Origin of the sequence: Flavobacterium resistens, assembly GCF_900182645.1 — a bacterium.
Lineage (GTDB): Bacteria > Bacteroidota > Bacteroidia > Flavobacteriales > Flavobacteriaceae > Flavobacterium > Flavobacterium resistens.
The window spans coordinates 278,607-305,016 of sequence record NZ_FXTA01000002.1; the positions used below are offsets into that span (position 1 = coordinate 278,607).

General features: G+C 33.2%; 21 protein-coding genes. 4 read left to right on the forward strand and 17 right to left on the reverse strand.

Translation table 11 applies throughout. The annotated features are described in order from the left end of the window. Nucleotides 1–4 precede the first annotated feature (4 nt). From FN795_RS07310 to FN795_RS07335, 6 genes are all read right to left on the reverse strand, one after another. Nucleotides 5–3,217 carry a TonB-dependent receptor gene (locus tag FN795_RS07310; protein ID WP_244289954.1) on the reverse strand — a complete coding sequence of 1,071 codons (3,213 nt, stop codon included), beginning with the start codon at nt 3,215–3,217 and terminating at the stop codon, nt 5–7. 192 nt (nt 3,218–3,409) lie between these two features. After that, nucleotides 3,410–4,597 (reverse strand): FecR family protein, encoded by a 1,188-nt coding sequence (locus tag FN795_RS07315; protein ID WP_142450032.1) that lies wholly within the window; start codon nt 4,595–4,597, stop codon nt 3,410–3,412. A 230-nt stretch (nt 4,598–4,827) separates the two neighbouring features. After that, nucleotides 4,828–5,391 (reverse strand): RNA polymerase sigma factor, encoded by a 564-nt coding sequence (locus tag FN795_RS07320; protein ID WP_142450033.1) that lies wholly within the window; start codon nt 5,389–5,391, stop codon nt 4,828–4,830. Nucleotides 5,392–5,777: 386 nt separating this feature from the next. Continuing rightward, nucleotides 5,778–6,434, reverse strand: coding sequence for a hypothetical protein (locus FN795_RS07325; RefSeq protein ID WP_008466087.1), 657 nt, complete (start codon nt 6,432–6,434; stop codon nt 5,778–5,780). 119 nt (nt 6,435–6,553) lie between these two features. After that, entirely contained in the window at nt 6,554–6,925 is a 372-nt protein-coding gene (locus tag FN795_RS07330) for a YraN family protein (protein WP_142450034.1), read from the reverse strand. Between the two features lie 165 nt (nt 6,926–7,090). After that, nucleotides 7,091–7,990: a S66 peptidase family protein gene (locus FN795_RS07335; RefSeq protein ID WP_142450035.1), complete on the reverse strand. Its 900-nt coding sequence runs from the start codon at nt 7,988–7,990 to the stop codon at nt 7,091–7,093. 210 nt (nt 7,991–8,200) lie between these two features. Here FN795_RS07335 and FN795_RS07340 point away from each other — a divergent pair, with 210 nt between their 5' ends. Continuing rightward, on the forward strand, nt 8,201–9,295 hold the full coding sequence (locus FN795_RS07340) for an endonuclease/exonuclease/phosphatase family protein (RefSeq protein WP_142450036.1): 1,095 nt from the start codon (nt 8,201–8,203) through the stop codon (nt 9,293–9,295). 106 nt (nt 9,296–9,401) lie between these two features. Further along, nucleotides 9,402–9,941: a 3-hydroxyanthranilate 3,4-dioxygenase gene (locus FN795_RS07345; RefSeq protein WP_142450037.1), complete on the forward strand. Its 540-nt coding sequence runs from the start codon at nt 9,402–9,404 to the stop codon at nt 9,939–9,941. Nucleotides 9,942–10,050: 109 nt separating this feature from the next. Here the strand turns inward: FN795_RS07345 and FN795_RS07350 are convergent, their stop codons facing one another. Then, nucleotides 10,051–11,007, reverse strand: coding sequence for an MBL fold metallo-hydrolase (locus FN795_RS07350; RefSeq protein ID WP_142450038.1), 957 nt, complete (start codon nt 11,005–11,007; stop codon nt 10,051–10,053). A 182-nt stretch (nt 11,008–11,189) separates the two neighbouring features. Between FN795_RS07350 and amaB the strand changes: the two genes are divergently transcribed. Together amaB and FN795_RS07360 are read left to right on the forward strand one after the other, a co-directional pair. Continuing rightward, nucleotides 11,190–12,743: an L-piperidine-6-carboxylate dehydrogenase gene (gene amaB / locus FN795_RS07355; protein ID WP_142450039.1), complete on the forward strand. Its 1,554-nt coding sequence runs from the start codon at nt 11,190–11,192 to the stop codon at nt 12,741–12,743. A gap of 112 nt (nt 12,744–12,855) precedes the next feature. Beyond that, on the forward strand, nt 12,856–13,599 hold the full coding sequence (locus FN795_RS07360) for a hypothetical protein (RefSeq protein WP_142450040.1): 744 nt from the start codon (nt 12,856–12,858) through the stop codon (nt 13,597–13,599). A 94-nt stretch (nt 13,600–13,693) separates the two neighbouring features. Here FN795_RS07360 and FN795_RS07365 read toward each other — a convergent pair whose 3' ends face one another. The 10 genes from FN795_RS07365 to FN795_RS07410 form a co-directional block, all read right to left on the reverse strand. Continuing rightward, nucleotides 13,694–16,540: a pectate lyase family protein gene (locus tag FN795_RS07365; RefSeq protein WP_142450041.1), complete on the reverse strand. Its 2,847-nt coding sequence runs from the start codon at nt 16,538–16,540 to the stop codon at nt 13,694–13,696. 568 nt (nt 16,541–17,108) lie between these two features. Continuing rightward, nucleotides 17,109–17,879 (reverse strand): Bax inhibitor-1/YccA family protein, encoded by a 771-nt coding sequence (locus FN795_RS07370; protein ID WP_035646250.1) that lies wholly within the window; start codon nt 17,877–17,879, stop codon nt 17,109–17,111. 163 nt (nt 17,880–18,042) lie between these two features. Continuing rightward, the gene (locus FN795_RS07375; RefSeq protein WP_142450042.1) at nt 18,043–19,434 is read right to left on the reverse strand and encodes an NADH-quinone oxidoreductase subunit N; all 1,392 of its coding nucleotides are present in this window, start codon (nt 19,432–19,434) and stop codon (nt 18,043–18,045) included. A 57-nt stretch (nt 19,435–19,491) separates the two neighbouring features. After that, a complete protein-coding gene (locus FN795_RS07380; RefSeq protein ID WP_142450043.1) occupies nt 19,492–20,931 on the reverse strand; it encodes a complex I subunit 4 family protein in 1,440 nt (479 codons plus the stop codon). Nucleotides 20,932–20,941: 10 nt separating this feature from the next. Continuing rightward, nucleotides 20,942–22,825: an NADH-quinone oxidoreductase subunit L gene (nuoL, locus tag FN795_RS07385; RefSeq protein WP_142450044.1), complete on the reverse strand. Its 1,884-nt coding sequence runs from the start codon at nt 22,823–22,825 to the stop codon at nt 20,942–20,944. Between the two features lie 6 nt (nt 22,826–22,831). Next, nucleotides 22,832–23,152, reverse strand: a complete 321-nt coding sequence (gene nuoK / locus FN795_RS07390) for an NADH-quinone oxidoreductase subunit NuoK (RefSeq protein WP_012023318.1) — start codon at nt 23,150–23,152, stop codon at nt 22,832–22,834. Beyond that, nucleotides 23,152–23,691, reverse strand: a complete 540-nt coding sequence (locus FN795_RS07395) for an NADH-quinone oxidoreductase subunit J family protein (RefSeq protein WP_035646238.1) — start codon at nt 23,689–23,691, stop codon at nt 23,152–23,154. Before FN795_RS07395 ends, nuoK begins: the two co-directional genes overlap by 1 nt. Further along, on the reverse strand, nt 23,691–24,236 hold the full coding sequence (locus FN795_RS07400; protein WP_035646235.1) for a NuoI/complex I 23 kDa subunit family protein: 546 nt from the start codon (nt 24,234–24,236) through the stop codon (nt 23,691–23,693). The genes FN795_RS07395 and FN795_RS07400 overlap by 1 nt, the downstream gene beginning before the upstream one ends. Nucleotides 24,237–24,320: 84 nt before the next feature. Then, complete coding sequence (gene nuoH, locus FN795_RS07405; RefSeq protein WP_208743575.1) at nt 24,321–25,379, reverse strand: NADH-quinone oxidoreductase subunit NuoH; 1,059 nt, start codon at nt 25,377–25,379, stop codon at nt 24,321–24,323. Further along, on the reverse strand, nt 25,379–26,410 hold the full coding sequence (locus tag FN795_RS07410; protein ID WP_035646230.1) for a 2Fe-2S iron-sulfur cluster-binding protein: 1,032 nt from the start codon (nt 26,408–26,410) through the stop codon (nt 25,379–25,381). Before FN795_RS07410 ends, nuoH begins: the two co-directional genes overlap by 1 nt.

The window sequence follows — 26,410 nt, forward strand, 5'->3', positions numbered from 1 at the left end:
TTTACTATTTAAATTTTACAGTCAAGCCAAATGCAATACTTCTGGTACGCGGATAAATTCCTTTATCGCCGCCAAAATTATCATTAGGATCACCACTTCCGCTTATGTTCAATTCCGGATCAACACCTGTGTAATCTGTAATTAGCAGTAAATTGTTTCCTGTAAGAGAAAGTCGAATAGAGTCTACATATTTGTCAGTGAAACGGAAACTATATCCGGCAGTAACATTTTCTAAACGAATGAAAGAACCATCTTCCAACCATAAATCAGATGCATATGGAGAAGAGAAAATTCCTTTATCAACAGCACTTTGCAGAACATTTGAGCTACCAGTGTTTTCCAACATACTTAACCTTTGATTAAGATTGTTGTAAATTTTATTTCCTCCAGAGCCTCTCCATAACATAGAAATGTCAAAGTTTTTGTATCTGTAAGATGGATTAAATGCAAAAGTGTAAGTTGGCAATGCTGAACCGGCATAATAACGATCTGCACTTCTGACACCCTGATCAATTAATCCGTTTCCATCGCGGTCTGCAACTGTTTCAACACTATTTCCATTTTTTCCTGTACTCTGTAAAATGTAGAATGAACCTACTGGTTTTCCTTGTACTAATAAAGAGTTTGGAGCTCCCCAACCTACATAATCAGTATTTAAAGGAATACCATTAATACTTCCGCTAAGGTTAAGTACTTCATTTTTCATAAAAGATACGTTTCCTGCTAGTGTTAATGTGCTGTTGTCAGTTTTGATAACGTCATAAGCAAGAGCAACTTCTAAACCTTTGTTTGAAATACTTCCTACGTTAGCTTTGATTTTGTTATAAGGATAAGGAGGCTGAGGTACAGTGTAATCGAATAAAAGATTATCTGTTCTGGAATCGTAAACATCCACGCTACCTCTTAATCTATTATTGAAAAGACCAAAATCAAGTCCGATGTTGGTTTGTTTTTTAGTTTCCCATTTCAAATCAGCATTTGCATTTTGCGCAATAGTAAAATTGGTGATGATAGAACCTCCAAAATAGATATTTCCCGCACTGTCAACTAATGGCAATGAAGTTTGTGGAAGAAGACCTTGCTGATTACCAGTTACACCATATCCAACACGTAATTTTAATTCATTAAACAAATTTTGATTCTGCATGAATGATTCTTTGTTGATTTGCCAAGCCACAGATGCTGAAGGGAAATTTCCCCATTTGTGGTTTGCACCAAATACAGATGAACCATCTCGTCTGATACTTGCAGTCAATAAATAACGATCCAGTAAAGAGTAGTTTAATCTTCCTAAATAGGAAACTAATGATCTGTCATTTTTATAAGATCGTATGTCGTAGGCTCTTACTTTAGAGAAATCACCAAATTGTAGCGCATTGTAAGTTGCTTCATCACTAATAAAACCTCTTACCTGAGTGTAATTGCCCTGATAAGTTTGGTTTTGCCATTCGTATAAAGCCAAGGCATTAAAACTATGAATTCCAAAAGTCTTTTTATACGTAAGACTTACATTGGTTAATTTTTCGTTTTGTCTTTTATTATCAATATTAGCAAAACCATGTTGCTCGATTGCATTATTATCGGTTGATTCTTCTGGCATGTAATAACCCGCCGTAAAGTTTGTTTTTCTCCAGCTTCCAAACCAGTTTGCAGAAAAACCTTTTCCTAAATCTAAATCGGCTTTTAAACTTCCAAATAAATTATCTTCCTGTCTTTCATTTGTAACTTCCTGAGCAGCTGCATAAGGATTTAAATAATGAAATACGGCAGCATCAGTAAAATAAGTTCCATCAGTATTAAAAACAGGATCTGTTGGTCTGGCCAATAATGAATTTGTGATTAAATTTGACTGATAAGCAACTGTTCCAATATTCCCAATACTGCTTGTAACATTATTTACGCCAGTATTTAGATTAAAAGTTAATTTTAATTTATCATTAAGAGCTAACTGTGTCGCCTGAATTCGGCCAATGTATTTTTGATTGCTTGAATTAATTACAACTCCATCCTGCATAATAGCCGTTATAGAAGCTCGGTAATTAAATTTATCTGTTCCTCCGCCAAAAGATAATGTATGCGTTTGCGTAATTCCGGTTTGAGTTAAAAGACCATACCAGTTTGTACTTGAACCGTGATTCGCAGATGCAGGAACACCATAATTTTGTGCAGTTTCCCACCACTGATTGGCATCAAGCATATCTAATTTTTTTGGAATAAAATCGACAGATGTAGATCCAATATATTCCATTGTTGTTTTTCCTGCTTTATTCTTTTTAGTAGAAACAATGATTACACCGGGAGCTCCTCTTGAACCGTAAATTGCAGTTGCAGAAGCATCTTTTAAAACATCGATAGTTTCAATTTCGCTTGGTGGAACCTGGTTTAACAAATCCATGTTTCCCTGAATTCCGTCAACGACCACCAATGGATCATTTCCCCCAATTAAAGAACCAATTCCTCTAATACGAACACTCGGTCCTGAACCCGGTTCACTACCAATTTGTGTGATATTAACACCAGCAGCTTTTCCTGCAATCAATTGCAAAGGATTTACGATTGCGCCTTGGTTCATATCTTTTGCAGCAATTGAAGAAACGGCTCCAGTTACATCTTTTTTAGCTGTAGTTCCATAACCAACTACTACAATTTCCTGAAGGTCTGTAGCATCTGGAACAAGCTGAATATTTATTACGCTTTGATTAGCGACAACTTTTTTCTCTTTATATCCAACAAAAGACACAATAATTACAGATTGATTGCTTTCAACCGTAAGCTTGTATTTTCCGTCAAAATCGGTTACCATACCATTTTTAGTTCCCTCTTCAATAACTGAAGCTCCAGGTAAAGGCAGACCATTTTCATCGGTAATTACACCCGAAACGGTTTGTTTTTGAAGCAGGATTGCTTCGGTTTTAAGCTCCGGTTTTTTTAAGATTATCTGTGTATCTCGAATTTTAAATTCGGTTGGAGTTCCTTTAAAAAGCTTATCTAAAACTACATAAATCGATTGATCTTTTACCGAAATTGAAATCGTTCGATCTAAATCGATATCATTCAGTTTGTAAATAAACCTGAAATCCGTTTTTTGTTCTATGGTCTCAATAACCTTTTCGATGGTAGAATTGTTTAATTCCAGCGTTACTTTTGTCTTTTGGGCATAAGAATTCGCTCTAATATTAAACATGGCGACCAAAATAAGTAGTGTAGTTAGTTTCAATTTTAGGTCATTTTGGAACACTCGGTATAGAAACCCAGTATTCTTTGATTTTTTTTTCATAATTTTGTTAATTGATTGTAGTTAATTCGTTATATTCAATCACTTAGTTAATCGGAAATTGTTCGCAGCTCTTTCCGATTTTTTTATTCCCGTAATGTTAGTTCTTCATAGATTGTAATTGGTTTTAAGTGGTTATTTAATTAGTATTTGATTGTCTTTTATGGTGTAATTAATACCATGAATATCATTGAAATAGCTCATAACATTTTCAATAGATTCTTCTTTAAAGCTGGCATTGAATTTTTCGTTGGCTAATTTTTCATTTTTGTTTACAATTGTAACATTATAGCGTCTTTCCAGTTTTGTAATAATGTTTTTGAAAGTCATATTTCTGAAAGTTAAACCGCCATTTATCCATGAAGTATAAATATCTGTAAGAACAGGTTTAGTCGAAATTCTAGCATTTTCTCTATTGAAACTTCCTTTAAAACCAGGTTTCAAAACAGTATTTTTTGAGGCATCAAATTCTTCATTTGAGTTGTACATTCCAACAGAACCTTCTACTAAAACAACATCGGTTAAAGCATCTTCAGGATAATTTGAAACGTTGAAATGTGTTCCTAAAACACGAACATTTAAGTTGTCGGCATTTACGATAAACGGATGTTTTTTGTCCTTGGCAACATCAAAAAAAGCTTCTCCGTCAAGAAACACTTGTCGGTTTTCTCCATTGATAAATTTTATAGGATATTTTAAAGTCGTTCCCGAGTTTAAATGAACAAATGTTCCATCAGATAACTGAAGACGGAATTTTTTGCCGTATGGAATTTTGATGGTGTTGTAAACCAATTTTTCAGGATCTGAACTGTTTTCATAAACTAATTTGTCGCCAGTTTGATTTCCAACAATATTTCCGTTTGCATCTTTTACCTGAGAAGAATTGTTTTCAGAAATTATCTGAATATCTCCGTTTTCTAATTGGAGAACGATATCAGTACTTTTGAAATCGAATTCTTTTTCGGCAGATTTATTCGAAAGATTTTGTTTGTAGAAAAAGCCAATTCCCAATAAAATAACAACTGAAGCAGCAATTGAAATGTATTTTCTGTAATTCGATTTTCTTGCCGTCATTTCAATTACAGTTTCCTCTTTTTCTTCCTCTTTTGAAGCAGATAAAATATTCATGAAAATATCGTCGGCAGTTTGTTTCTCCATTTTCGGCATTTCCGATAATAGATTTTGAATATCTTCTACGGTTGGAAAATCGTCTGTAAGCTGATTTTTTTTGTAATAAGCAATTACCTCGTTTGTTTCTTCGAGCGTACATTGGTTCAAAACAAACTTTTGTAAAAGACTTTTTATTTCAGAATTTGAATTCATTACGAATTGTTTTTAGGTCGGGGTTCTGATATAATACAGCTGAACTAAAGTTGAGTACTACTCAAACGTTATAATTTTTTCAATTTTAACATTTAAAACAGTTTTTAATTTGTTAAAAAACGATGTGAAGTATTGATTTTACTAGGGTTTTTAGAAAATATTTTTTTTCAAAAAAAAGCAAAAAAAATCACTCCGAAAGAAGTGATTTAATTGGTTAACATGTGGTTTGGTTAGATAATTTCATCATGAACCTGAAAAAAGACTCGCATGGATTCCAGTGCTTTGCTCATTTGGTTCCTGACAGTATTTATAGAGATGCCGAGTTCCTGACTTATTTCTTCGTAACTCATGCCTTTCTTTCGGGACATTTTAAAAATTTGCTTTCGCTTTGGTGGTAATTGTTTTATAGCTTGTTTGCGAAGTTTTTTGCAATCTTCTTCGCGAATCGAATAATCGCCATATTCATGAGATTTTTGACTTTCATAAAAAACAGCTTCTTTTAAAATCTGATCATTTGCAGCTTTGTTTAGCGTGTTGAAAGCCTGATTTCTTGCAATTGTAAAAATATAGGCTTTAAATGATTGTTCCAGATTTAGATTTTCACGATGCTGCCAAACTTTCATAAAAACATCCTGAACATTTTCCTCAGCAGCTTCTTTCGATTTCAAAAGACTTATGCTGTAGCCATAGATATCCTGATAATACAAATCAAAAAGGGAACGAAATGCTTTTTCGTTGCCATTTTTTAGTTCGCTTACCAATAATTTGTCGTTATGATCTTTGGCTTCCAACATTAAATTAATTAGTTTGTATTTAAATCTAATTATATTACGATACTATCAAAATCGATACTCTAATGTGTTGAGTGGTTAGCAAATATATAAAAATATAATTCGCATTAAAAAGTCAAAAATTACACTTATTTGTGTTTTTTCAACTTTCTGATTGTTTAAATCTCAGTAAATACGTGGTTAAAATGCTTTTTATCAAGTTGATAACTTTTTGGCTGAAATATTAAAAATTAACTATTCTGGATTTCTATTTTTGAGAATATTCTTATTGTTGGAAAGATAAAGTACTAATTTTTCAATTGATCTGAATAAAAAAATCCTTTCATCTTTTAATTAAAAAAGACAAAAGGATTGTAGAAATTGAAATATTAATAATTCTAAAATTAAACTTAGTTTTTCAAGTCTTTAATTACTTTGAAAGCAACGTCAACTTGATCTTCGCCAACTAAAATTGTAAATTCATTTGAAGTCGAAATTACTTCGTTGATGATAATTCCTTCCCACGCCAAACGCTGGAAAATGAAATAGTAAATTCCAGGAACGACGATGTTTTCTTTTGGAAGTTTTACTGTAATTGAAGCTAAATTGTCTAATTTCTGAATTAGTTTTTCTCTCATAAAGTGTTTTTCAACTAAGTGATTAACACTGCTGCTCACAACAATATTAGTTTCATTTACACCACGAGATGAGGTATAAAAAATATCAGATAAAGCGTTAATATCAGAAATTAAATCGGCTTGTTTGTTCAAAACTGTTTCAGATGCAGCAAAAGTGTAATCTGTCAATTCAGAACGAACTGTAATTTCTCCGATATTCTTAATTACTTTATTGATTTTGTGGTTTAATTTAAAATCTAATTCTTCAGTCAGTCTTTTAAGAGACATTACAACAGCACCTTGTTTTACCTCTTTTCCAAATTCACTTTCCAGCTCCGTCATAATGTTTCGGGATAGGGAAGTCAAATTGATAATTCCGAGCGATAATGCATTCAATAAAAAAGGTTTTGTTTTGATGTAATTTTCGACGATTGATGAAACGGTTTTCATAATTTTTTTTCTTTTTTTTTGTAACTTAATTGTGTTGGTTTAGTTAATTTGATGTTATAAATCTTGACAAAGATAAATAAAAAAACAAATTGTTACAATTATAACAATAAAAAAATATGTTAAAAATGATAAAAAGCATCAGTAAGATGCTCAATTGCAAATGTTTCCTCGGTTTTATGGACTGCAATTATGTCAAAACGAATATTTAAATCGTCATTAAAATCTATTTCCCTATCGTTTATGTAGGCATTTACTGCTTTTATGAGTAGCTGAATTTTTTTTTGCTTGACAAAATCCTGCGGAGAACCAAAATCCAAACTCGATCTTGTCTTGACTTCAACGATGGCCAAAATGGATCCTTTTTGGGCAATAATATCAATTTCGGCTTTTTGAATAATAAAGTTTCTTTCTAAAATTTCATAACCATTTTCTTCGAGATAAGAGACAGCAAGATCTTCTCCGAGTTTTCCAAGTTCATTATGTTCTGCCATAGTTTTTGTTTAAAGTTTAAAGTTTCAGGTTTGAAGTTTTTTTGCATATAAAAACACAAAGTCGCAAAGGTTACAAACACTTTGCGACTTTGCTCCCGATAGCTATCGGGATTGCGAGATTTTTATGTGGTATTTTGAGTTTTCCTAAAAGGAATTAATTCGATATTATTTTTGGAAAGTTAAAGTACTTCCAGAAGCATTCACATCAATTGTAACCGTATTTCCCATTATTAAAGCTCTATTGTCTCTAATGTGACCTGCCGGGAAGTTGAAAATTACAGGAATATTATATTTTTTGGTTACATCGTCGATAATTTCGAGAGCGTTTTTGCCCCAAGGGACTTCATTATCTTTCATTTTTGTCATTCCCCCAATAACGATTCCTTTTAGATTCTCGATACAGCCGTTTCGTCTTAAATTCATCATCATACGATCAATATGATAAAGGTATTCATCTAAATCTTCGATAAATAATATTTTATCCTTACAGTCAATTGCCGATGGTGAACCTAATAAACTATATAAAATAGATAAATTTCCACCAACTAATTCTCCTGTAGCTTTTCCAAAACGATTCATTGGGTCTGGAGCAACTGAATAAGAAACAGGTTCTCCAAATAAACTTGCTTTTAAAGAACTCACTGCTTCTGGTGTTGCACGCGGAACCGTAACCGGCATTATAGCATGAAGCGATTTAAAGCCCATTGTATTAAAATGATTGTGCAAAACAGTAACATCGCTAAAGCCAATAACCCATTTTGGATGTTGTTTGAATTTGGTAAAATCTAATAAATCAAGCATTCGAACAGTTCCATATCCGCCACGCACACACCAAATTGCTTTGATGTTTGGATTGTCTAATTGCTTTTGAAAATCGGCCGCGCGCTGTTCGTCTGTTCCAGCCAATTGATGATAATCAAGACCAATTGTACTTCCCACAACAGCTTCTAATCCCCAGCTGTGTAATAAGTCAATAGTTGGTTTTAAATTGTCGTCGATGTTTTTTCTGGCTGTTGCCAAAAGAGCTACTGTATCTCCTTTTTGTAAATAAGGCGGTGTTATCATGATTTGTTGAGATTGACAAGTGAATGTATGTAAAGCAAAAGTAAGAAATGCTATTTTACAAAAAGTAAAACGTTTCTTGATAGTAAGGAGGTTATTCATGGTTTCTTTTGCTGTTTAATATTAGTCAGCAACAAATTTAAGTATCTAAGTCAATAAATAGCTTAAATTTCTTACAATTTGTTTAAATTGGTCATTTAATTTTTTAAAGTTATGCAAATTATTAAATTTCATTTTTGTTTGATTGTTTTTTTTACAATTTCTATTATAAATGGTCAATCCAAAAAATATAATATCCATACAGTAGCTTTTTACAATTTTGAAAATCTTTTCGATACCATTAATGATCCAAGTACAAATGATGATGAATGGACGCCTGCGGGTGCGCAGCATTGGACAAAAGAAAAATATGAACAAAAATTAAAGAATCTTTCAAGAGTAATTTCTGAAATTGGAACTCCTGAAAATTTAAATGCACCAACTTTGCTTGGCTGTTCTGAAATTGAAAATAGAGGCGTTCTCGAAGATTTGATTAAACAAGAAAAAATTATCGATTTCGATTATGGAATTATTCATTTTGATTCACCAGATCAACGTGGAATTGATGTGGCGCTTTTGTATCAGAAAAAACATTTCAGACCAACTTCTTTTTCAAATATTCCTTTAATAATTTATAAGAATAAAACTGCCGTTCAGGAAAATGGAAATGAAGATTTAGGCGATGTTGAAATAAAAGTTGATAAAAATCGTGTGTTTACAAGAGATCAGCTTTTGGTAACGGGATTTCTTGATAATGAAGAAATTCATGTTATAGTTAATCATTGGCCTTCGCGATCAGGTGGAGAAAAAGCAAGCAGTCCGTATCGTGAAGCCGCCGGAAAATTGAACAGAAAAATTATCGATTCATTGCAACAAATAAATCCATTGGCAAAAATTATAACAATGGGCGATTTAAACGACGGACCATTTAATAAAAGTTTAAAAATGGCTTTGGGAGCAAAATCCAAGAAAATCGAAGTTCCCGAATTCGGAGTTTATAATCCATTCGAAGAAATGGCCGAAAAAGGAATGGGAACTTTGGCTTTTAGGGATTCCTGGGATATTTTTGACCAAATTATTATGACTCAGACTTTAATACAACCAGATTTTTCAAGTTTTAAATTTTGGAAAGCTGGAATTTTTAATCGACCGTATTTAATTCAGACTTCTGGAAAATACAAAGGATATCCGTTAAGAAATTCCCTCAATGAAGTAGGTTTTAGTGATCATTTTCCGGTTTATATTTATTTGATACGAGAGAAATTGTAGAGGCACACTACAGTGTGTCTACGTTTCTATAATCAAAACCTATAAGATGCACTGCGTAGCATCTCTACAAATTCACTACCTTAGCTTTTCATAAATTCTGAAAAAAATGGCTATAGCAAAACCTTTCAACCTTACCAAATGGATTGAAGAAAACCGACAATTATTGAAACCGCCAGTTGGAAATAAAAATCTTTATGTTGATTCTGGTGATTATATTGTGATGATTGTTGCCGGACCAAATGCCCGAAAAGATTATCATTATAATGAAACTGAAGAACTTTTTTACCAATTAGAAGGAAGTATAAAAGTGGTAATTCAGGAAGATGGCGAGCGTAAGGAAATGGAATTAAATGCAGGAGATATGTATCTTCATCCTGCTAAAGTACCACATTCTCCAGTTCGTTCTGAAGGTTCAATAGGTTTGGTGATTGAAAGAAAGCGCGCTGGGCTGGGCTATACAGATGGTTTGCTTTGGCATTGTGATAATTGCAATCATAAACTTTATGAAGTGTATTTTGAACTTCATAATATCGAAAAAGATTTCCTTCCTCATTTCGAGCATTTTTACAATTCAGAAGAATTAAGAACTTGCGATAATTGCGGAACAGTTATGGAAACAGATCCGAGGTTTACGGCTAAAAAGTAATTTATATATTGAATACAAATAGTAAACCCGATAGGTTTTTAAACCTGTCGGGTTTATTATATAATTTTAAAGGATATTTTTATCTAAGATATTGGTGGTCTTAAATGATTTACAACTCAAATTTCTTCCCTTGTTCAGGATAAATAATCTTCAAACCTAAGTCATTTTGATTCTTAATTTGTTCTTTAAGTTTTGCAATATTTTTAGTTGGTGGTTTTAAATGCGTAACAATAATTTTGAAATTATTTAAAGAGCCTTTTCCAGCTAATTCTTCTAAAATATGAAGCTCGGTCATTAAGTGATTTGGAGTTAAGTGTCCGAATAAAAATTGGTCAGGCTGTTCATTCGGGAAAGAAACTTCAATAAAAATCCCTTTTAATTTTTTATTTTGAACTAAAGGCGCAACTGCAGTCCATAGATTTTTTAGCTTATCACTTTTTTCTACAGAATCTGGGCCAGTATCGCCTAAGTATAAGGCATAAGAATCATCAAATTTAATTAAAAATGCAGTACTTTCAAACGGATTAACATGACTTAAAGGAAAAGCTTTTACTGTCATTTTTGTATTTGAAATAGGAGTTTCTTCACCTAAATTCAAGGTTTGAAAATGGTATTTTTTTAGTGGAAATCCCACACCTTTATCTCCAAAGTTTGCCCAAGTCTGGTCGTTAAAATAATGGTTTTCCATCATTTCCATACATTTTTCAGTGGCATAAACGGTTTTTGAAGAATCGGCAGGTGAGTTGATAATTAAACCAGAAACGTGATCTAAGTGCGCATGTGAAATTAAATATCCTTTGATGTATTTGCGTAAAACTTCGCTAGTTGAAACTTTAAAAACTTTATTTTCAATTGCTTTTTCAATTCCGGCATTTACAGTTCCGGCATCCAGACAAATAAAATCTTTTGTATTTGAAGGTGCTATTAAATAGGCTGAAAGATTTTTTTCATCAATTCCGCCTTTTATTCCTAAAGGAACTACTTGAAAAGAAGATTTTTCTTTTTGAGAAAAAACATTCGTTGAAATTAAAAGCAAACAAAGTAAAAGCCTACTGAAAATGGTCATAATTGTTATTTTGAGTAATGCAAATTTCACTAAATAAATCCAATAAATAAGGCTTCATTTCTGTTAATACTTTTAAATAATCTTAAATTTACTTTTATTTATAAAGACACTTCAATTTGAAATTAATTCTAAAAGAATATCTTTACATAAAAAATATAACAATTTTAACTAAAAAAGTTACAATGACAACAATAGCATCACAATTTGGCATGAATGAAGCACTGGAAAAATTAGGAATCAAACTAGTCAATGAAGGAACTTCAACAGGAGTAGAGAACTTTTCATCGGGAGAAATTTTAGATAGTTTTTCACCTGTAGATGGAAAATTAATTGCATCAGTAAAAACTTCAACTCTTGAAGATTATGAAAAAGTAATGCGTTCGGCGACTGAGGCTTTCAAAACTTTTAGATTAATTCCTGCGCCACAACGTGGTGAAATTGTGCGTCAGTTTGGAGAAAAATTGCGTCAAAACAAAGAAGCTTTGGGTAAATTGGTTTCTTATGAAATGGGAAAATCACTTCAGGAAGGTTATGGAGAAGTTCAGGAAATGATCGATATCTGTGATTTTGCAGTTGGATTATCGCGTCAATTGCATGGATTGACGATGCATTCTGAAAGACCAGGACATCGAATGTATGAGCAATATCATCCGTTGGGAATTGTTGGAATTATTTCGGCGTTTAATTTCCCAGTTGCGGTTTGGTCTTGGAATACTGCTTTGGCTTGGATTTCGGGTGATGTATGCGTTTGGAAACCATCTGAAAAAACACCTCTTTGTGGTATCGCTTGTCAAAATATAATTGCTCAGGTGATTAAGGAAAATAATTTACCAGAAGGAATTTCTTGTTTAATAAATGGAGATTATCAAATAGGAGAATTGTTGACAAAAGATACTCGTATTCCGTTAATTTCTGCGACAGGTTCTACCAGAATGGGTAAAATTGTTGCTCAGGCAGTTGCAGGAAGATTAGGTAAATCTTTATTAGAATTAGGAGGAAATAATGCCATTATTGTTACTCCGGATGCAGATATTAAAATGACGGTTATTGGAGCTGTTTTTGGGGCAGTAGGAACAGCAGGACAAAGATGTACATCAACGAGAAGACTGATTATTCACGAAAGTATTTATGATAAAGTAAAAGATGCGCTGGTTGCAGCATACAAGCAATTACGAATTGGAAATCCGCTTGATGAAAATAATCATGTTGGTCCGCTTATTGACACACATGCAGTTGAACAGTATGCAGTTGCGTTAAATAAAGTTGTTGCTGAAGGTGGAAAAATTTTGGTTGAAGGCGGAGTGCTTTCAGGTGAAGGTTACGAAAGTGGTTGTTATGTAAAACCAGCAATTGCTGAAGCTGAAAATTCATTTGCAATTGTTCAGCACGAAACTTTTGCTCCAGTTTTATATTTAATTAAATATTCTGGGGAAGTTGATAATGCTATCGAAATTCAAAATGGAGTTGCTCAAGGTTTATCTTCAGCAATTATGACGAATAATTTACGTGAAGCAGAAAGATTTTTATCGGTTACAGGTTCTGATTGTGGAATTGCGAATGTAAATATCGGAACTTCTGGAGCTGAAATTGGTGGTGCTTTTGGCGGTGAAAAAGAAACCGGAGGCGGACGTGAATCTGGATCTGATGCATGGAAAATTTATATGCGACGTCAGACGAATACAATTAATTATACTACAAATCTTCCTTTAGCTCAAGGAATTAAATTTGATTTGTAATGATTTAAATAATTTTATTGAAAGCCGCTAATTTCATTTATTTGAAATTGGCGGTTTTTTTATATCGAATTTGTAGTGGTTTACTTATTTTTGATTGAAAAACCTGTATTAGATGAATCGAAAAATATTTTTTTTGCTTGTGGCAATTTCCATACTGAGTTGTAATAAAAAATCAGATGAAAAAAAGACAGTGTCAGTTAAAGATACTTTGAATAAAAACGCTTTTCAGGATGAATATGAAGAGTCTGAAGGAGAGGGATTTGGAGTGAGTTTAAAAGAACTTCAATTTCCAAAAACAGGAAAAAATGTTGAAGCTTTTGTTTTAGAACCTTGTGAAATAAAAATGAAAGTAGAAGGATTTTTAAATGATGACAACCTTAAAGATATTGTAATTGTTTTGCAGAATAGAGATAATAGGGAAGACTCACGAGCAACTTTAGTTCTTTTGCAACAAGAAGTAGGGGGATATAAATTGCAGGAACTTTCATGGGAGGCAGTAGGTCCGGAATATCCGGATTACCAAAGACTCGGTGAGATTTCTATAGATGCTGAAAGGAAATTACATATTTTACTTGAGGGAACGGGACCTGTTGGAAATAGAGAAGCTACATATAAATTTATAAATGATAAATTAGTTCTTGTTAATATAGGGACTTTTCATACTGGTGCCGGTTCGTGGCTCTCAAGTGAATATGACCTTATTTCTGGTAAATATGATCATGAAGTGACAAATACATTGCACGATAGTGTGCCTAGCGAACATCAAATAGGAGAGTTTAAATTGAAACGACAAATGTTATTTGCAAATGATAATCCGGATACAATTGTAGAAACACTTCCACATGCTAATTGGTAAACTCTTAAAGTATATATTTGAGACTTTAAAAGATAAAAAGGCTTCCAAATTTGGAAGCCTTTTACTTTAAAATTAAGTTAGTTAAGGGTGTAGTTTATTTTTTCAGAATTGTCTGATTGAATGAGCCATCGTTAGTATTAACTTTTACTAAATAAGTTCCAGATATTAATGCGCTCAAATCGATGTTTTCAGTATCTTTTCCTGCACTTTTTACTAATGTTCCAGACATATTGTAAATCAAAACTTCTTCTATAGTTTGAGTTGATTTAGAAATATATAAAATATCAGAAACTGGATTTGGATATAAAACAACTTTCGACGTTTCTGGTTCTGCAGTGACTTCAGCAGTTTTCGTCATTCGCAAAGTACTTCCTGAATTATACGCTGTACTAATATAAAATAAATTAGCAACAGAACCTTTTGTAATAGTATGTGAACCGGCTGTTATTGATGCTGTTACAATTCCGGCAGATGCAGTATAAGAAACATTATCAACTTTGATTGTTCCTGTAAAATTTGAATCGAATACTAAAGTTAAAGTTGAAGCGCTTGTTGTTGTATATGAAATAGACGTGCTCGTCTCAATTTTTAAGCGTTTAGTTAAGGTTAGTCCGTTGTATGTTACAGAACCATCTGTAGAGTTCATATTTCCGGTAATTGTATAAAATGAGCTTGTTTTTCCAGAAGTGGTAAAATTATGAATTTCATCTCCGCTTGGTGTTCCGGTAGTAACCGTAATTGTTCCAGAACCTGTTGCCGGTGTTCCCGTTCCAGTAGTTGCAATTGAGTAAGATACAGTTGCTGTTGGCGTTCCAGTAATTGTAATTGTTTTTGCAGTTGTATTTTTTACAAAACTAATTCCAGATGCCGGCAAACCTGTTACTGTCGCATCTGTAGCAGTTCCTCCCCAAGTGAATACAATTGAAGTTATCGCTGTCCCGCTGGCAACAGTTTGATTATTGTTTGTTGGAGAAGTCAAAGTTTGAGCTCCGGCTGCTGTAACTGTTATTGTTCCTGAAGCAGTTACCGGAGTTCCTGTTCCGCTTGTTGCGATCGAGTAAGAAACTGTTCCAGTTGGAGTTCCTGTAATCGTGATTGTTTTTGCAGTTGTATTTTTTACGAAACTTAATCCAGATGCTGGCAAACCAGTTACAGTTGCATCTGTGGCATCTCCACCCCAAGTAAATACAATTGATGCAATTGCAGTTCCGCTTGTAACGGTTTGGTTTTCGTTTCCTGTTGAGGTTAGTGTTTGCGAACTCGCTGGAGGATTTCCTTCTCCTTGTACAGCAACTAATGTTCCAGTGTAGTTTGTCAAAGTCGATTTAAGTGCCACAATAACAAGCGAAGATGTATCGTCGACACTATTGTCAAACGTCCATTTTAAATCTCCTCCAGAAATACGTCCTGCATATTGAGTTACTTTTGTTTTTGCTGTTGCAGGCTGATCAATAACTAAGTTTTTAACGTACAATGAAGCGTCAGTATCAAAGTTATTATATGAATTTGCGCCCGATTTTGATTTGATAGAACTGCTTACAGTTTCGCCTCTTGTTGTAGCTACATAAGCATCAAAATCTGTTGTAGAACTTATTTTTCCTGAAATATTATATAGCGGATTTGGATCATTATAAGCAACAAAACGCATATTGTTTGTTCCGTTTGAAGCATCAAAAGTATTATTAAAAGCTTTAATAAATCCGCCAGCTTCACCAGAAAATGTTCCCATAGTTCCGGCATTATTAACTTGATTTGCTTCATCCCAAATGTCCGTTCCTTGCAATGAAGTCAACATTGGATGTTTCGCATTACGGAAATAATTGCCTTCTACAAAAAGAGATGATCCCATAGTTGATCCAGCGCCATATTTGGCATTTCCATCGTAATAATTATTGTAGATATGTGCTGAATAGTAACGAACGCGTGGATGACGAGAATCAGAATGATCAAACCAGTTATGATGATAAGTAATGTATAAACCCGTTGTTGTTCCTTCGCTAAGTCCTAAAAGACTTGCTTTTCCGTTATCCCAAAAGTGATTGTAGGACAAAGTGATATAAGTTGAAGATTTGTTGTCTAAAGCGCCATCTCCTTTAATTTGATCCGCATCACTTCCGGCATTTCCGTAAAATAAATCGCAATTGTGAACCCAGATATGATCGTTGTCTTGTTGCATTCCGACATTATCGCCTGCTGTACTATTGCAGTTCATAAATCCAAGATTGCTTACTTCAATATTTGAAGCTGACTTCAGGCGAACGCCCCAGCCATTAGCAACAGCATCGTTTCCAATTCCTTCTATCGTTACATAACTTGCCGCATTATTTGCGTTTTCGATTACAACATCACCACCTTCCATTACAGTCATATCAGTAATATTTCCAATTAATCTAATAATAAAAGGACGAGTATCTTTTCCTTTTTTAATGGCGTACAAAATATTCTGAAGACCAACGCAAGGGTTTGCACTTGCTCCAGTAATATTCATTGAAATCGTATTTTTTGTATTCTGTGTAATGTATAGAATTACGGCATTATCTTTTGGAGTTCCATCTGCTTTATAACCACCGGGAACTCTTCCGCTTTCAAATGCAAATCCATTACGATCGTGTGCAGAAACAGTTAATGTGCTGGTTGTTGACCCAGATCCTTCTACTCCTGAAATTACAGGTTTTACTTTAATCGTATAAGATCCAGCTTTTAATCCAGGAATGTCAGCACGAAAATAACTTCCATAGCTTCTGATAAGTTGGTCATCAATTTTTTGGTCAGTTATTCCATTTCCAGAATAATAGACATTGTAAGTTTGTGCGCCACTTACAGGCTGCCATTTTACAAAAGCAGATTCAAGCCAGCCGGATGCTTCTGTAATTGAAACTTGTTGCGCCCAGATTTGCGCGCTCGCAAGTAAAACGAAAATAAAAAGTAGGTTTTTTTTCATAATTGTTTAGGTTAATAAAGTTAGTAATAGTTAATTGTGGTTTTGATTATCTTTTACATTGGTTAATTGTAATCGATTACACAAAAATATACAAATTTTTGATATTCGTAATTATTTCGTTTATAAAAAACATATTACTTAAAAAATTAAAATATAATTTAGGTAATATGTAATAAATTGCATTAATTGTAATTTATTACATAATAAATAAACTTTTAGTGAAGTCCTATTTTTACTACGTTTTTTTATTTTTAGAGATTGAAGAATAGTTCAATATGCGCTAAATTTTTGCAGATTTATTAAAATTTAGGTCAATTATAATAAAATAAGAAATGGATTACTTTTTATTGTTTTTCAATTCAGAATTTTGCTTTGAATAAATAGTTTGGCATATGATTTTTTATTTTAAAAGCGTAAAAGGGATGAATTTAAATCAACAAAATTATTTTTTAGCGAGTTTTTAGAGGAGAAAGATTATAGGAAGGAAGAAGTTTTTAATCTTGATAATAGCATAAAAAAAAGCCTTTTTGAATTTCAAAAAGGCTTTTTTTATATGAAGTAGGAAAAATTATTTTTTTGATAATTTTGATAACAGTCTTAGGAACTCGATATATAACCAAACTAATGTGATTACTAATCCCATAGCGCCAAACCATTCCATATATTTTGGCATTCTTTGCTGCGCACCTTTTTCAATTTGATCGAAATCTAAGAATAAGTTCAAAGCTGCAATAATAATTACAAAAACACTGATTCCAATACTCATCATTCCGTTTCCGTAATGAACAGGAGTGAAATTGAATATCAGAGAAGCTAACCAAGAAAATAAATAATAAGTTGCAATCGCTAATGTAGCAGCAACTACTACTGATTTGAATGTTTCAGTAACTTTTACGATTCCAAATTTATATAAACCCAGACAAACTAAAAATGTTACTAACGTAGCAGCAACAGCATTAATTACAATTCCAGGGTACATTGCTTCAAAAATTGCAGATATACCTCCAATAAACAGACCTTCAAATAATGCATAACCGGGAGCCAAATAAGGCGAATATTGTGGTTTGAACGCTGAAATTAATACTAAAATTAGTCCAACGATTGCTCCTCCCATTGCCGGAAGCATGATGTTTATTCCATTAAAAGCCATCCACCAAGTTACCATGGCTGCTCCACATAGAATTAAAAATAAGATAGCTGTTTTATTAATTGTACCTGAAACGGTCATTTCCTGATCATAATCAATAATTTGCGCTTCGTGCACTTCTTCAGCTCTAGAAACAGCATTTGATGAAAAACGTTTGCTGTTTAAAAATGGATTTTTTGAATTGAAAGCCATAGTTTAAAATACATTTAGGTGAAATCAAATATAGGAAGTTTTTTTTAAGTCTGCAGATTTGCGTTAAATTTTTAACACGAGTTTTTCTTGATAAAATAGACCGTAAATAAAAAGCCCATCAAAAGAATATTTGATGGGCTTTAAATATTTTGGGTGAGTTTTTTTAGCTCAATAAATCTAAAACTAAAGAAGGGAATAAACCTAAAACGATGTTCAAACTAATTGAAACAATTGCAACTGCATAAATAAGAAATGGTTTTCCTGTACGTTCTTCGTTAGGTTCTTTTGAATACATTGCCAAGATTAATTTGAAATAATAGCCAACACTAATAATAGAGTTGATAACAGCAACAATAACTAAAGCAATATAACCAGATTGGATTGTTTGGCTGAACAAGAATAATTTAGCAAAAAATCCAGAAAAAATTGGAATTCCTGCCATTGATAACAATGAACCTGTTAAGATTGCAGCCAATAAAGGATTCGTTTTTCCTAAACCATGAAAGTTCGTAATATCTTCATTATCCTGATTTTTGCAAACATATAAAATCACACTAAATGCAGCAATTCCTGCTAATGCATAAGCCGCAGCATAATATAATAAAACGCCGGCTGATGTTGCAATAGTTAAAAATGTCATTAACATAAAACCTGCATGCGAGATCCCTGAGAATGCCAGCATACGTTTTACATTTGTCTGACGAAGAGCCATAATATTACCAACTGTCATTGAGGCAATAGAAATGATAACAACAATATTTTCAAATGTTCCTAAAAGATCTTGATTTTCTAATGATGGAATTAAGTTTAATCCAGCTACTAATTTATAAAGTGTTGCAACTGCCACAACTTTAGCTAAAGTACTCATTAATGCTGTTGTCAATGCTGGTGAACCTTCGTAAACATCAGGAGCCCAGAAATGGAATGGAACTGCAGCAATTTTGAAAAACATTCCAATAGTCATTAAAATCATTCCGATTGGAAACCAGATTGGCAATTCAGCAGATAAAGAGCTTTCGAAAATTTCAGTAACATCAAAAGTTCCCATTGCTCCGTAAATTAAACAAATACCAAATAAAATAATTCCAGATGCAAAAGATCCCATCAAGAAATATTTCATACCAGCTTCATTACTTTTTATGTTCAAACGATCACTCGCTGCAAGTACGTATAGTGCAATTGATAAGATTTCGATTCCAAGGAAAAACATTGCTAAATTTCCAAAAGATACCATAGCAACTGCACCCGCTAATAAAAATATTTTTATTGCAATAAAATCGGAGATTTTTGTCTGATGGTTTTCGTAGAAATTATGGCTTAATGCTACAAGGAAAATAGTCAAAATAATAAACAATGATGAAAATGCAGTCGAGAATTTACTCACCACAATCATGTTATTGTAATAACTTGCTGTTGATCCAAACTCATAATAGTTAAGTGCCAAAACTCCTAATAAACCAACAATGGTAAATGGAACAATGGCTTTTCTAAAATTTAGAATTTCAAACAATAGGCAAAAAATACCCAATCCTGTTATAGCTATTAATGTATTCATTTTTGTTTTTTTGATTTAGGAAATCTAAAACGCCCTAATTTATTTTTATTTAAAATATTAATTTTTATTGATAACGTTTAAAATAGTTTCTAAACTTGGTGTGATCAAATCTGTAATTGGTTTTGGATAAAATCCGAAGAAAATCAATACAGCAATAATTGCTACCATAGAAATCCCTTCATTTACAGATACATCTGCAAAAGTTTTAGAATTTGTTTCGCCTAACATTACATTTTGAAACATTTTCAACATATAATAAGCTCCTAAAATAATTGTTGTTCCGCCTAAAAGAGCGAACCAGATATTAATTTGAGAAAGGCTATACAAAACTGTAAATTCTCCAACAAAATTAAACGTAGTTGGCAAAGCAACAGAAGCTAAAACCAAAATTAAAAACATTGAAGTGAATTTTGGAGATTGAGTACGAATTCCGCCCAATTCTGAAATATTTCTTGTTTCAAATCTTCTATAGATAATTTCTGCAGCATAAAATAATCCAACTACAACAAAACCGTGAGCGATCATTTGTAAAACTGCTCCACGGAAACCGTCAACTGTTAAAGTATAAGTTCCTGCAGCAATTAATCCAACGTGAGCAAGAGAAGAATAGGCTAATAGTTTCTTTAAATCTTTTTGTCTTAAAGCTACGATTGACCCGTAGATAACTCCGGCAATTCCTAAAGCAATAAAAATATTCATGTATTCTTTTGCAGCAAGAGGCGCAATTGGTAGTTGCCAACGAATAACACTGTACAATCCCATTTTTAACATGATACCAGATAAAAGCATTGTTCCAACAGTTGGTGCTTTTTGGTAAACATTTGCTTGCCATGTATGAAAAGGAATAATTGGAATTTTAATTGCATAAGCCAAGAAGAAAGCCAGGAATATCCAAAGCTGTTCATCAGCAGACAGATCTAATTTGTATAAATCTTCGATTAAGAAACTGTGTGCTTTTGTGTATAAATAGATAAAAGCAGTTAGCATGAATAAAGATCCTGCAAGTGTGTAAATAAAGAATTTAACCACTGCTTTTCTTCTCTCTTCAGCATCTCCGTTACCCCAAATCAAAGCAATAAAGTAGATTGGAATAAGCGCTAATTCCCAGAAAATATAATATAAAAGGCCATCTGCAGCAAGGAATGTTCCTGTCATTGCAAATGCCATAAATAAGATTAATGCGTAAAAACCTTTAGCATTTTTATATTCGTTTCCAAAAGAAGAGAATATAATAATTGGAGTCAAAGCTGTAGTCAATAAAAGCATTGCAAGTGCTAATCCGTCAGCATTTAAAGCAAATGAAATTTTAGGCTGTGTAATCCAGGCATTAATTAAGCTGATATTTTCACCAGCTGAAAAATGATTCAACAATACAACCGAACAGCCCAAAGCTGCTAAACTAAAGAACAAAGCTACTTTTGAAGCGAGTTTGTCACCAACAAAATAAGTGACAAATGCACCAACTAAAAGAATAATTAATATAAGAGAAACGTTCATAGTTATAAAATTATTGAGCTAAAAATATATAAGATACAATGGCACAAAGACCTAACACGAAAGCAAATAGATATAATCCGATACTTCCTGTTTGTAATTTTTTTCCTTGAAATGATAATTCATTTGCTGCTTTCCCTAATCCAAAAACAAGTGCTGATAAGCCAGTTTCAACTTTGTCTCTAAAGAATTTTGATAAAAAGTTTACAGGACGAACAAATACGAAATCATAAATTTCATCTACATAATATTTATCATATAAAAGCTTGTTCAAACCTACAATATTATCATCTGATTCAGGAACATTATCTTGTTTGAAATATTTAATGTAAGCAATTAAGATTCCTAATAATCCACCTAAAACAGCAACACCCATTAAAGTATATTCTGTTGTTCCTAAATGATGTTCTTCGCCAGCTGCTTTTGTGAAAAGAGGAGCAAGATATTCATTTAACCAGCTGTTTCCAGGTAAACTAATCAATCCACCAAAAGTTGCCAATATAGCCAAGATAATAAGTGGAATAGTAATTAAAGCACCGCTCTCGTGTAAATGATGTTTTTGCTCTTCAGTTCCTCTAAATTCTTTGAAGAAAGTCAGGAACATTAATCTAAACATATAGAAAGCCGTCATGATTGAAGCAATAGATCCAACAACATATAATGGAATACTGTGGTGGAATGCAGTCATTAAAATTTCATCTTTTGAGAAGAAACCTGAGAAAAATGGAACTCCTGAAATCGCCAATGAAGAAATTAACATAGTCCAGAATGTGATTGGCATTGCTTTACGCAATCCGCCCATTTTACGCATATCCTGCTCACCATGTAATCCGTGAATAACAGATCCAGATCCTAAGAATAAACAAGCTTTAAAGAAAGCGTGTGTGATTACGTGGAAAACAGCTACTTCATAAGCTCCAAATCCTAATGCTAAAAACATTAAACCTAATTGTGAAACTGTAGAGTAAGCCAATACTTTTTTAATATCGTTTTGTACTAATCCAATCGTAGCAGCAACTAATGAAGTTATTGCTCCAATAATTGCAATGACAGTTTGTACATCAACAGCTAAATCAAAAACAAAGTTTAATCTTGTAACCATAAAGATACCAGCCGTAACCATCGTAGCTGCGTGAATCAATGCAGAAACTGGAGTTGGCCCGGCCATCGCATCAGGTAACCAAGTGTATAACGGAATTTGAGCAGATTTACCACAAGCTCCAATAAACAAACATAAAGCCGCTAAAGAAAGCATTGATGAATCTAAGTTTGAAGCTCCAGCAATTGCAGTTTTTAAAGTTGCATAATCTAATGTTGAGAACATTGAACCAATGATGAACATTCCGATTAAAAGACCTAAATCTCCAATTCTGTTCATGATAAAAGCTTTTTTCGCAGCATCGTTGTAATCCTGGTTTTTATGCCAGAATCCAATTAATAGGTAAGAACAAAGTCCAACACCTTCCCATCCGATGAAAAGAACTAATAAGTTGCTTCCAATTACAAGCGTAATCATAAAGAATACGAATAGATTTAAATACGCAAAAAACTTGTGCATATTCTCATCATCATGCATGTAACTGATAGAGTATAAATGAATCAAAGATCCAATTCCGGTTACGAAAAGCAGCCAAAGAACAGATAATTGATCTAATAAAAATCCAAGATTGATTTTTAAGTTGCTAATTTGAATCCAATCAAATAAAGTAACTTCAATTGCTTTTCCAGTCGAAGTAATTTGATTAAAAAGTATAAGAGTAACGATGAAAGAAATCGCAACGGCAACAGTTCCGATTGCTCCAGAAACTGTTTTTCCTAAGCTTTTTCCAAAGAAAACATTGATTAGAAATCCTAAAAAAGGAGTTAATACTAAAAGTAAAGCTAAATTAATATCCATTTCTTTTTATCCTTTTAAATTTTTTAAGTTATCGATACTAATTGAGCCAATGTTTCTGAAAATAGAAACCAGAATAGCTAACCCAACTGCGACTTCGGCTGCAGCAACGGCCATCGAAAAGAAAACAAATACTTGCCCCTGTGCATCCTGATGATATGTTGAAAAAGCCACAAATAAAAGGTTTACAGCATTCAACATGATTTCGATCGACATAAAAACGATAATAGAATTTCGTCTGTATAACACACCAAAAACACCAATACAAAAAAGTACAACACTTAAAAAGATGTAATTTTCAATACCTATTTGATTTAATATATTACCCATTATTTATTTAATTTTTCTTTTTTAGACAATAATACAGTTCCAATCATCGCAACTAAAAGTAAAATTGAAGCAAATTCAAATGGTACCATATATTCGTTCAATAATATTTTACCCAAAACTTTAATCGATTGGAAATCTTCACCAGTTGAATCGTATTCACCCACAATTGGCTTAGAGTTGATGAAAATTGTAATCAAAACTATAACAATCAAACAAAAAGAAACAATGGCGCCCAAGCGTGTAATTCTTGGTCGGTGTACATCTTTTTGTTCGTTTAAGTTCATCAACATAATCGTAAACAGGAACAAAATCATAATGGCTCCGGCGTAAACTATTATGTGAACAATTGCTAAGAATTGAGAGTTTAATAATAAATAATGACCAGCGATAGAGAAGAAACAAATCACTAAGTAAATAGCTGAGTGAATTGGGTTTCTGCTAAAAATAGTCAAGAAAGCAGTGATTACTGTGATAAACGCTAAGATACAAAATATCACTCCCACAGGAGTTGCGTTTGCAAGATCAGGAATGTGTATCATTAGTTAGCGTTGTTAAGTTGTGAATTTTTGATAGCCATTTCTAAAGGCATCACTAATTTGTCTTTACCAAAAATGAAATCTTCTCTTTCATAACTGGCAGGAACTAATACTTTAGATTCTGTCAAGTAAATTGCATCTTTCGGGCAAGCTTCTTCACATAAACCACAGAAAATACAACGAAGCATGTTGATTTCATAGATCTCAGCATATTTTTCTTCTCTGTATAAATGTTTTTCATCCGCTTTACGTTCTGCAGCTTTCATTGTAATTGCTTCAGCAGGACAAGATAATGCGCATAATCCACAAGCAGTGCAGTTCTCACGACCTTGCTCATCGCGTTTCAACATGTGTTGACCACGATAAACAGGACTCATTGTACGAACCTGCTCAGGATAATGAATCGTAACTTTTTTTCTAAAAAGGTGCTTAAGCGTAATAGCCAAACCTTTTACAATCGCCACAAGATACAATCGTTCCAAAAAAGTCATGTCCTTATTTGACACCACTTTTTTTCTACCCGATAATGATATAGTTTCTATTGACATTTTTACTATTATAATTTATGATTCAAAATTTGATCATTCAAACTCAAATCTATTTTGTTTTTTATTTGAAGGTAATTATGGTTTTTAGAACCCTAAAGCTGCTGCGATATCGTGTCTTAAAATAACAGCACCCGTAATCATAATATTAATAATCGAAAGCGGAATCAAAATTCTCCAACCTAAGTTCATTAATTGGTCATATCTAAATCTTGGAATTGTCCAACGTACCCACATGTAAAAGAATATGAAGAAACATATTTTTACAAATAATACCGCAATTCCTAATAAGTTAGCCGTATTTACACCAACATTTTCTACCATCCATTGCATTCCAGGATAGTTGTAACCACCAAAGAATAATACAGAAATAATAGTAGCAGAAGTAAACATACTTGCATATTCAGCAAATAAATAGAATCCCATTTTCATAGAAGAATACTCTGTATGATAACCTCCAATTAATTCGCTTTCGCATTCTGCTAAGTCAAAAGGCGTTCTGTTAGTTTCAGCAAATGAACAAATAAGGAAAATTAAAAATGATAAAGGCTGGTAGAAAACATTCCAGTTCATTCCTTGTTGCTGTAATGACATTTCTCTTAAACTCATTGTTCCGGTCATCATCAATAATGCAATCATTGATAATCCCATTGCAACTTCATAAGAAACCATTTGAGAGGCTGCACGAACAGCTCCCATTAATGAGAATTTATTGTTAGAAGCCCATCCACCAATCATGATACCGTAAACTCCAACAGAAAGAACTCCAAAAATGTATAATAAAGCAATATTTACATCGGTTGCCTGAAGAATAACTTCTCTTCCAAAGATCACTAAATGATCTCCCCACGGAATTACAGCACTTGTCATTAAAGCAGTACTCATAGCAATTGCGGGACCTACAACAAATAAAAATCTGTTAGGAGTATTTGGGAAAAATTCTTCTTTAGAGAATAATTTCATACCATCAGCAAGAGGTTGTAATAAACCTCCCCATCCAGCACGGTTTGGTCCAACACGATCCTGAAGGAAAGCTGCAACTTTACGCTCAGCCCATGTAGAATACATCGCCATAATCATTGTTACAGCAAAAACTACAACAATTACAACACTTTTTTCTATAATAAACGCACCATCTACCATCATTAAGAAATTTTGTTGTTAGTGTTTAATGGAATTTCAGCCATACTAATTTTTTTACGGTCAATATCTCTACCCATAAGAATATTCTTTTCAGTATCGATTTGTACTTTCTCTAATTTTTGAGTGTAGTTGTTTTGGTTGATAACAGAATCTTTTTCAAATTCTCTTGGTCCTTCAATAACCCAGTCATTTACATCTTTGTGATCAAAACGACAAGAGTTACAAATGAATTCTTCAACTTCATGGTACTCGTCTTTACGACCAGTTACACGTTGAATTTCTCCACCAAACATCCAAACTGTTGTTTTTCCACAACATCCTGGAGTAGTACATTCTCTGTGTGCGTTATAAGGTTTATTAAACCAAACTCTTGATTTAAAACGGAAAGTTTTGTCTGTTAAAGCTCCAACCGGACAAACGTCAATCATGTTTCCAGAAAACTCGTTGTCGATTGCTTTAGAAATTCCAGTTGAAATATTAGCGTGGTCACCACGATCTAATACTCCGTGAACTCTGTTGTCTGTCAATTGATCTGCAACTTGTACACATCTTTGGCATAAAATACAACGGTTCATATGTAGTTGAATATTCGGACCAATATCTTCTGGTTCAAATGTTCTTTTTTCTTCAATAAAACGTGATTTTGGGTTTCCGTGCTCAAAACTTAAATTTTGAAGATCACATTCACCAGCCTGATCACAAATAGGGCAGTCTAATGGGTGGTTGATCAATAAAAATTCTGTTACAGATTTACGGGCTTCCGTTACTCTGGCAGAAGATTTACTGTTTACTTCCATCCCGTCCATACATCCTGTTACACAAGATGCCATTAATTTTGGCATTGGTCTTGGATCAGCTTCACTACCTTTAGAAACTTCAACTAAACAACAACGACATTTTCCGCCGCTGCCTTTTAATTTTGAGTAATAGCACATGGCTGGCGGAACCAAATCTCCACCAATCATACGTGCAGCCTGCAGGATCGTTGTTCCTGGCTCTACGTCTATACTTTGACCGTCTATGGTTACTTTCAT

What these genes read in the sequence shown, in the direction of transcription:
- FN795_RS07315 (WP_142450032.1), bottom strand. Translation starts at nt 4,597, where the DNA reads ATGAATTCAAATTCTGAAATAAAAAGTCTTTTACAAAAGTTTGTTTTG.
- FN795_RS07320 (WP_142450033.1), bottom strand. Translation starts at nt 5,391, where the DNA reads ATGTTGGAAGCCAAAGATCATAACGACAAATTATTGGTAAGCGAACTA.
- FN795_RS07325 (WP_008466087.1), bottom strand. Translation starts at nt 6,434, where the DNA reads ATGAAAACCGTTTCATCAATCGTCGAAAATTACATCAAAACAAAACCT.
- FN795_RS07330 (WP_142450034.1), bottom strand. Translation starts at nt 6,925, where the DNA reads ATGGCAGAACATAATGAACTTGGAAAACTCGGAGAAGATCTTGCTGTC.
- FN795_RS07335 (WP_142450035.1), bottom strand. Translation starts at nt 7,990, where the DNA reads ATGATAACACCGCCTTATTTACAAAAAGGAGATACAGTAGCTCTTTTG.
- FN795_RS07340 (WP_142450036.1), top strand. Translation starts at nt 8,201, where the DNA reads ATGCAAATTATTAAATTTCATTTTTGTTTGATTGTTTTTTTTACAATT.
- FN795_RS07345 (WP_142450037.1), top strand. Translation starts at nt 9,402, where the DNA reads ATGGCTATAGCAAAACCTTTCAACCTTACCAAATGGATTGAAGAAAAC.
- FN795_RS07350 (WP_142450038.1), bottom strand. Translation starts at nt 11,007, where the DNA reads ATGACCATTTTCAGTAGGCTTTTACTTTGTTTGCTTTTAATTTCAACG.
- amaB (WP_142450039.1), top strand. Translation starts at nt 11,190, where the DNA reads ATGACAACAATAGCATCACAATTTGGCATGAATGAAGCACTGGAAAAA.
- FN795_RS07360 (WP_142450040.1), top strand. Translation starts at nt 12,856, where the DNA reads ATGAATCGAAAAATATTTTTTTTGCTTGTGGCAATTTCCATACTGAGT.
- FN795_RS07365 (WP_142450041.1), bottom strand. Translation starts at nt 16,540, where the DNA reads ATGAAAAAAAACCTACTTTTTATTTTCGTTTTACTTGCGAGCGCGCAA.
- FN795_RS07370 (WP_035646250.1), bottom strand. Translation starts at nt 17,879, where the DNA reads ATGGCTTTCAATTCAAAAAATCCATTTTTAAACAGCAAACGTTTTTCA.
- FN795_RS07375 (WP_142450042.1), bottom strand. Translation starts at nt 19,434, where the DNA reads ATGAATACATTAATAGCTATAACAGGATTGGGTATTTTTTGCCTATTG.
- FN795_RS07380 (WP_142450043.1), bottom strand. Translation starts at nt 20,931, where the DNA reads ATGAACGTTTCTCTTATATTAATTATTCTTTTAGTTGGTGCATTTGTC.
- nuoL (WP_142450044.1), bottom strand. Translation starts at nt 22,825, where the DNA reads ATGGATATTAATTTAGCTTTACTTTTAGTATTAACTCCTTTTTTAGGA.
- nuoK (WP_012023318.1), bottom strand. Translation starts at nt 23,152, where the DNA reads ATGGGTAATATATTAAATCAAATAGGTATTGAAAATTACATCTTTTTA.
- FN795_RS07395 (WP_035646238.1), bottom strand. Translation starts at nt 23,691, where the DNA reads ATGATACACATTCCTGATCTTGCAAACGCAACTCCTGTGGGAGTGATA.
- FN795_RS07400 (WP_035646235.1), bottom strand. Translation starts at nt 24,236, where the DNA reads ATGTCAATAGAAACTATATCATTATCGGGTAGAAAAAAAGTGGTGTCA.
- nuoH (WP_208743575.1), bottom strand. Translation starts at nt 25,379, where the DNA reads ATGATGGTAGATGGTGCGTTTATTATAGAAAAAAGTGTTGTAATTGTT.
- FN795_RS07410 (WP_035646230.1), bottom strand. Translation starts at nt 26,410, where the DNA reads ATGAAAGTAACCATAGACGGTCAAAGTATAGACGTAGAGCCAGGAACA.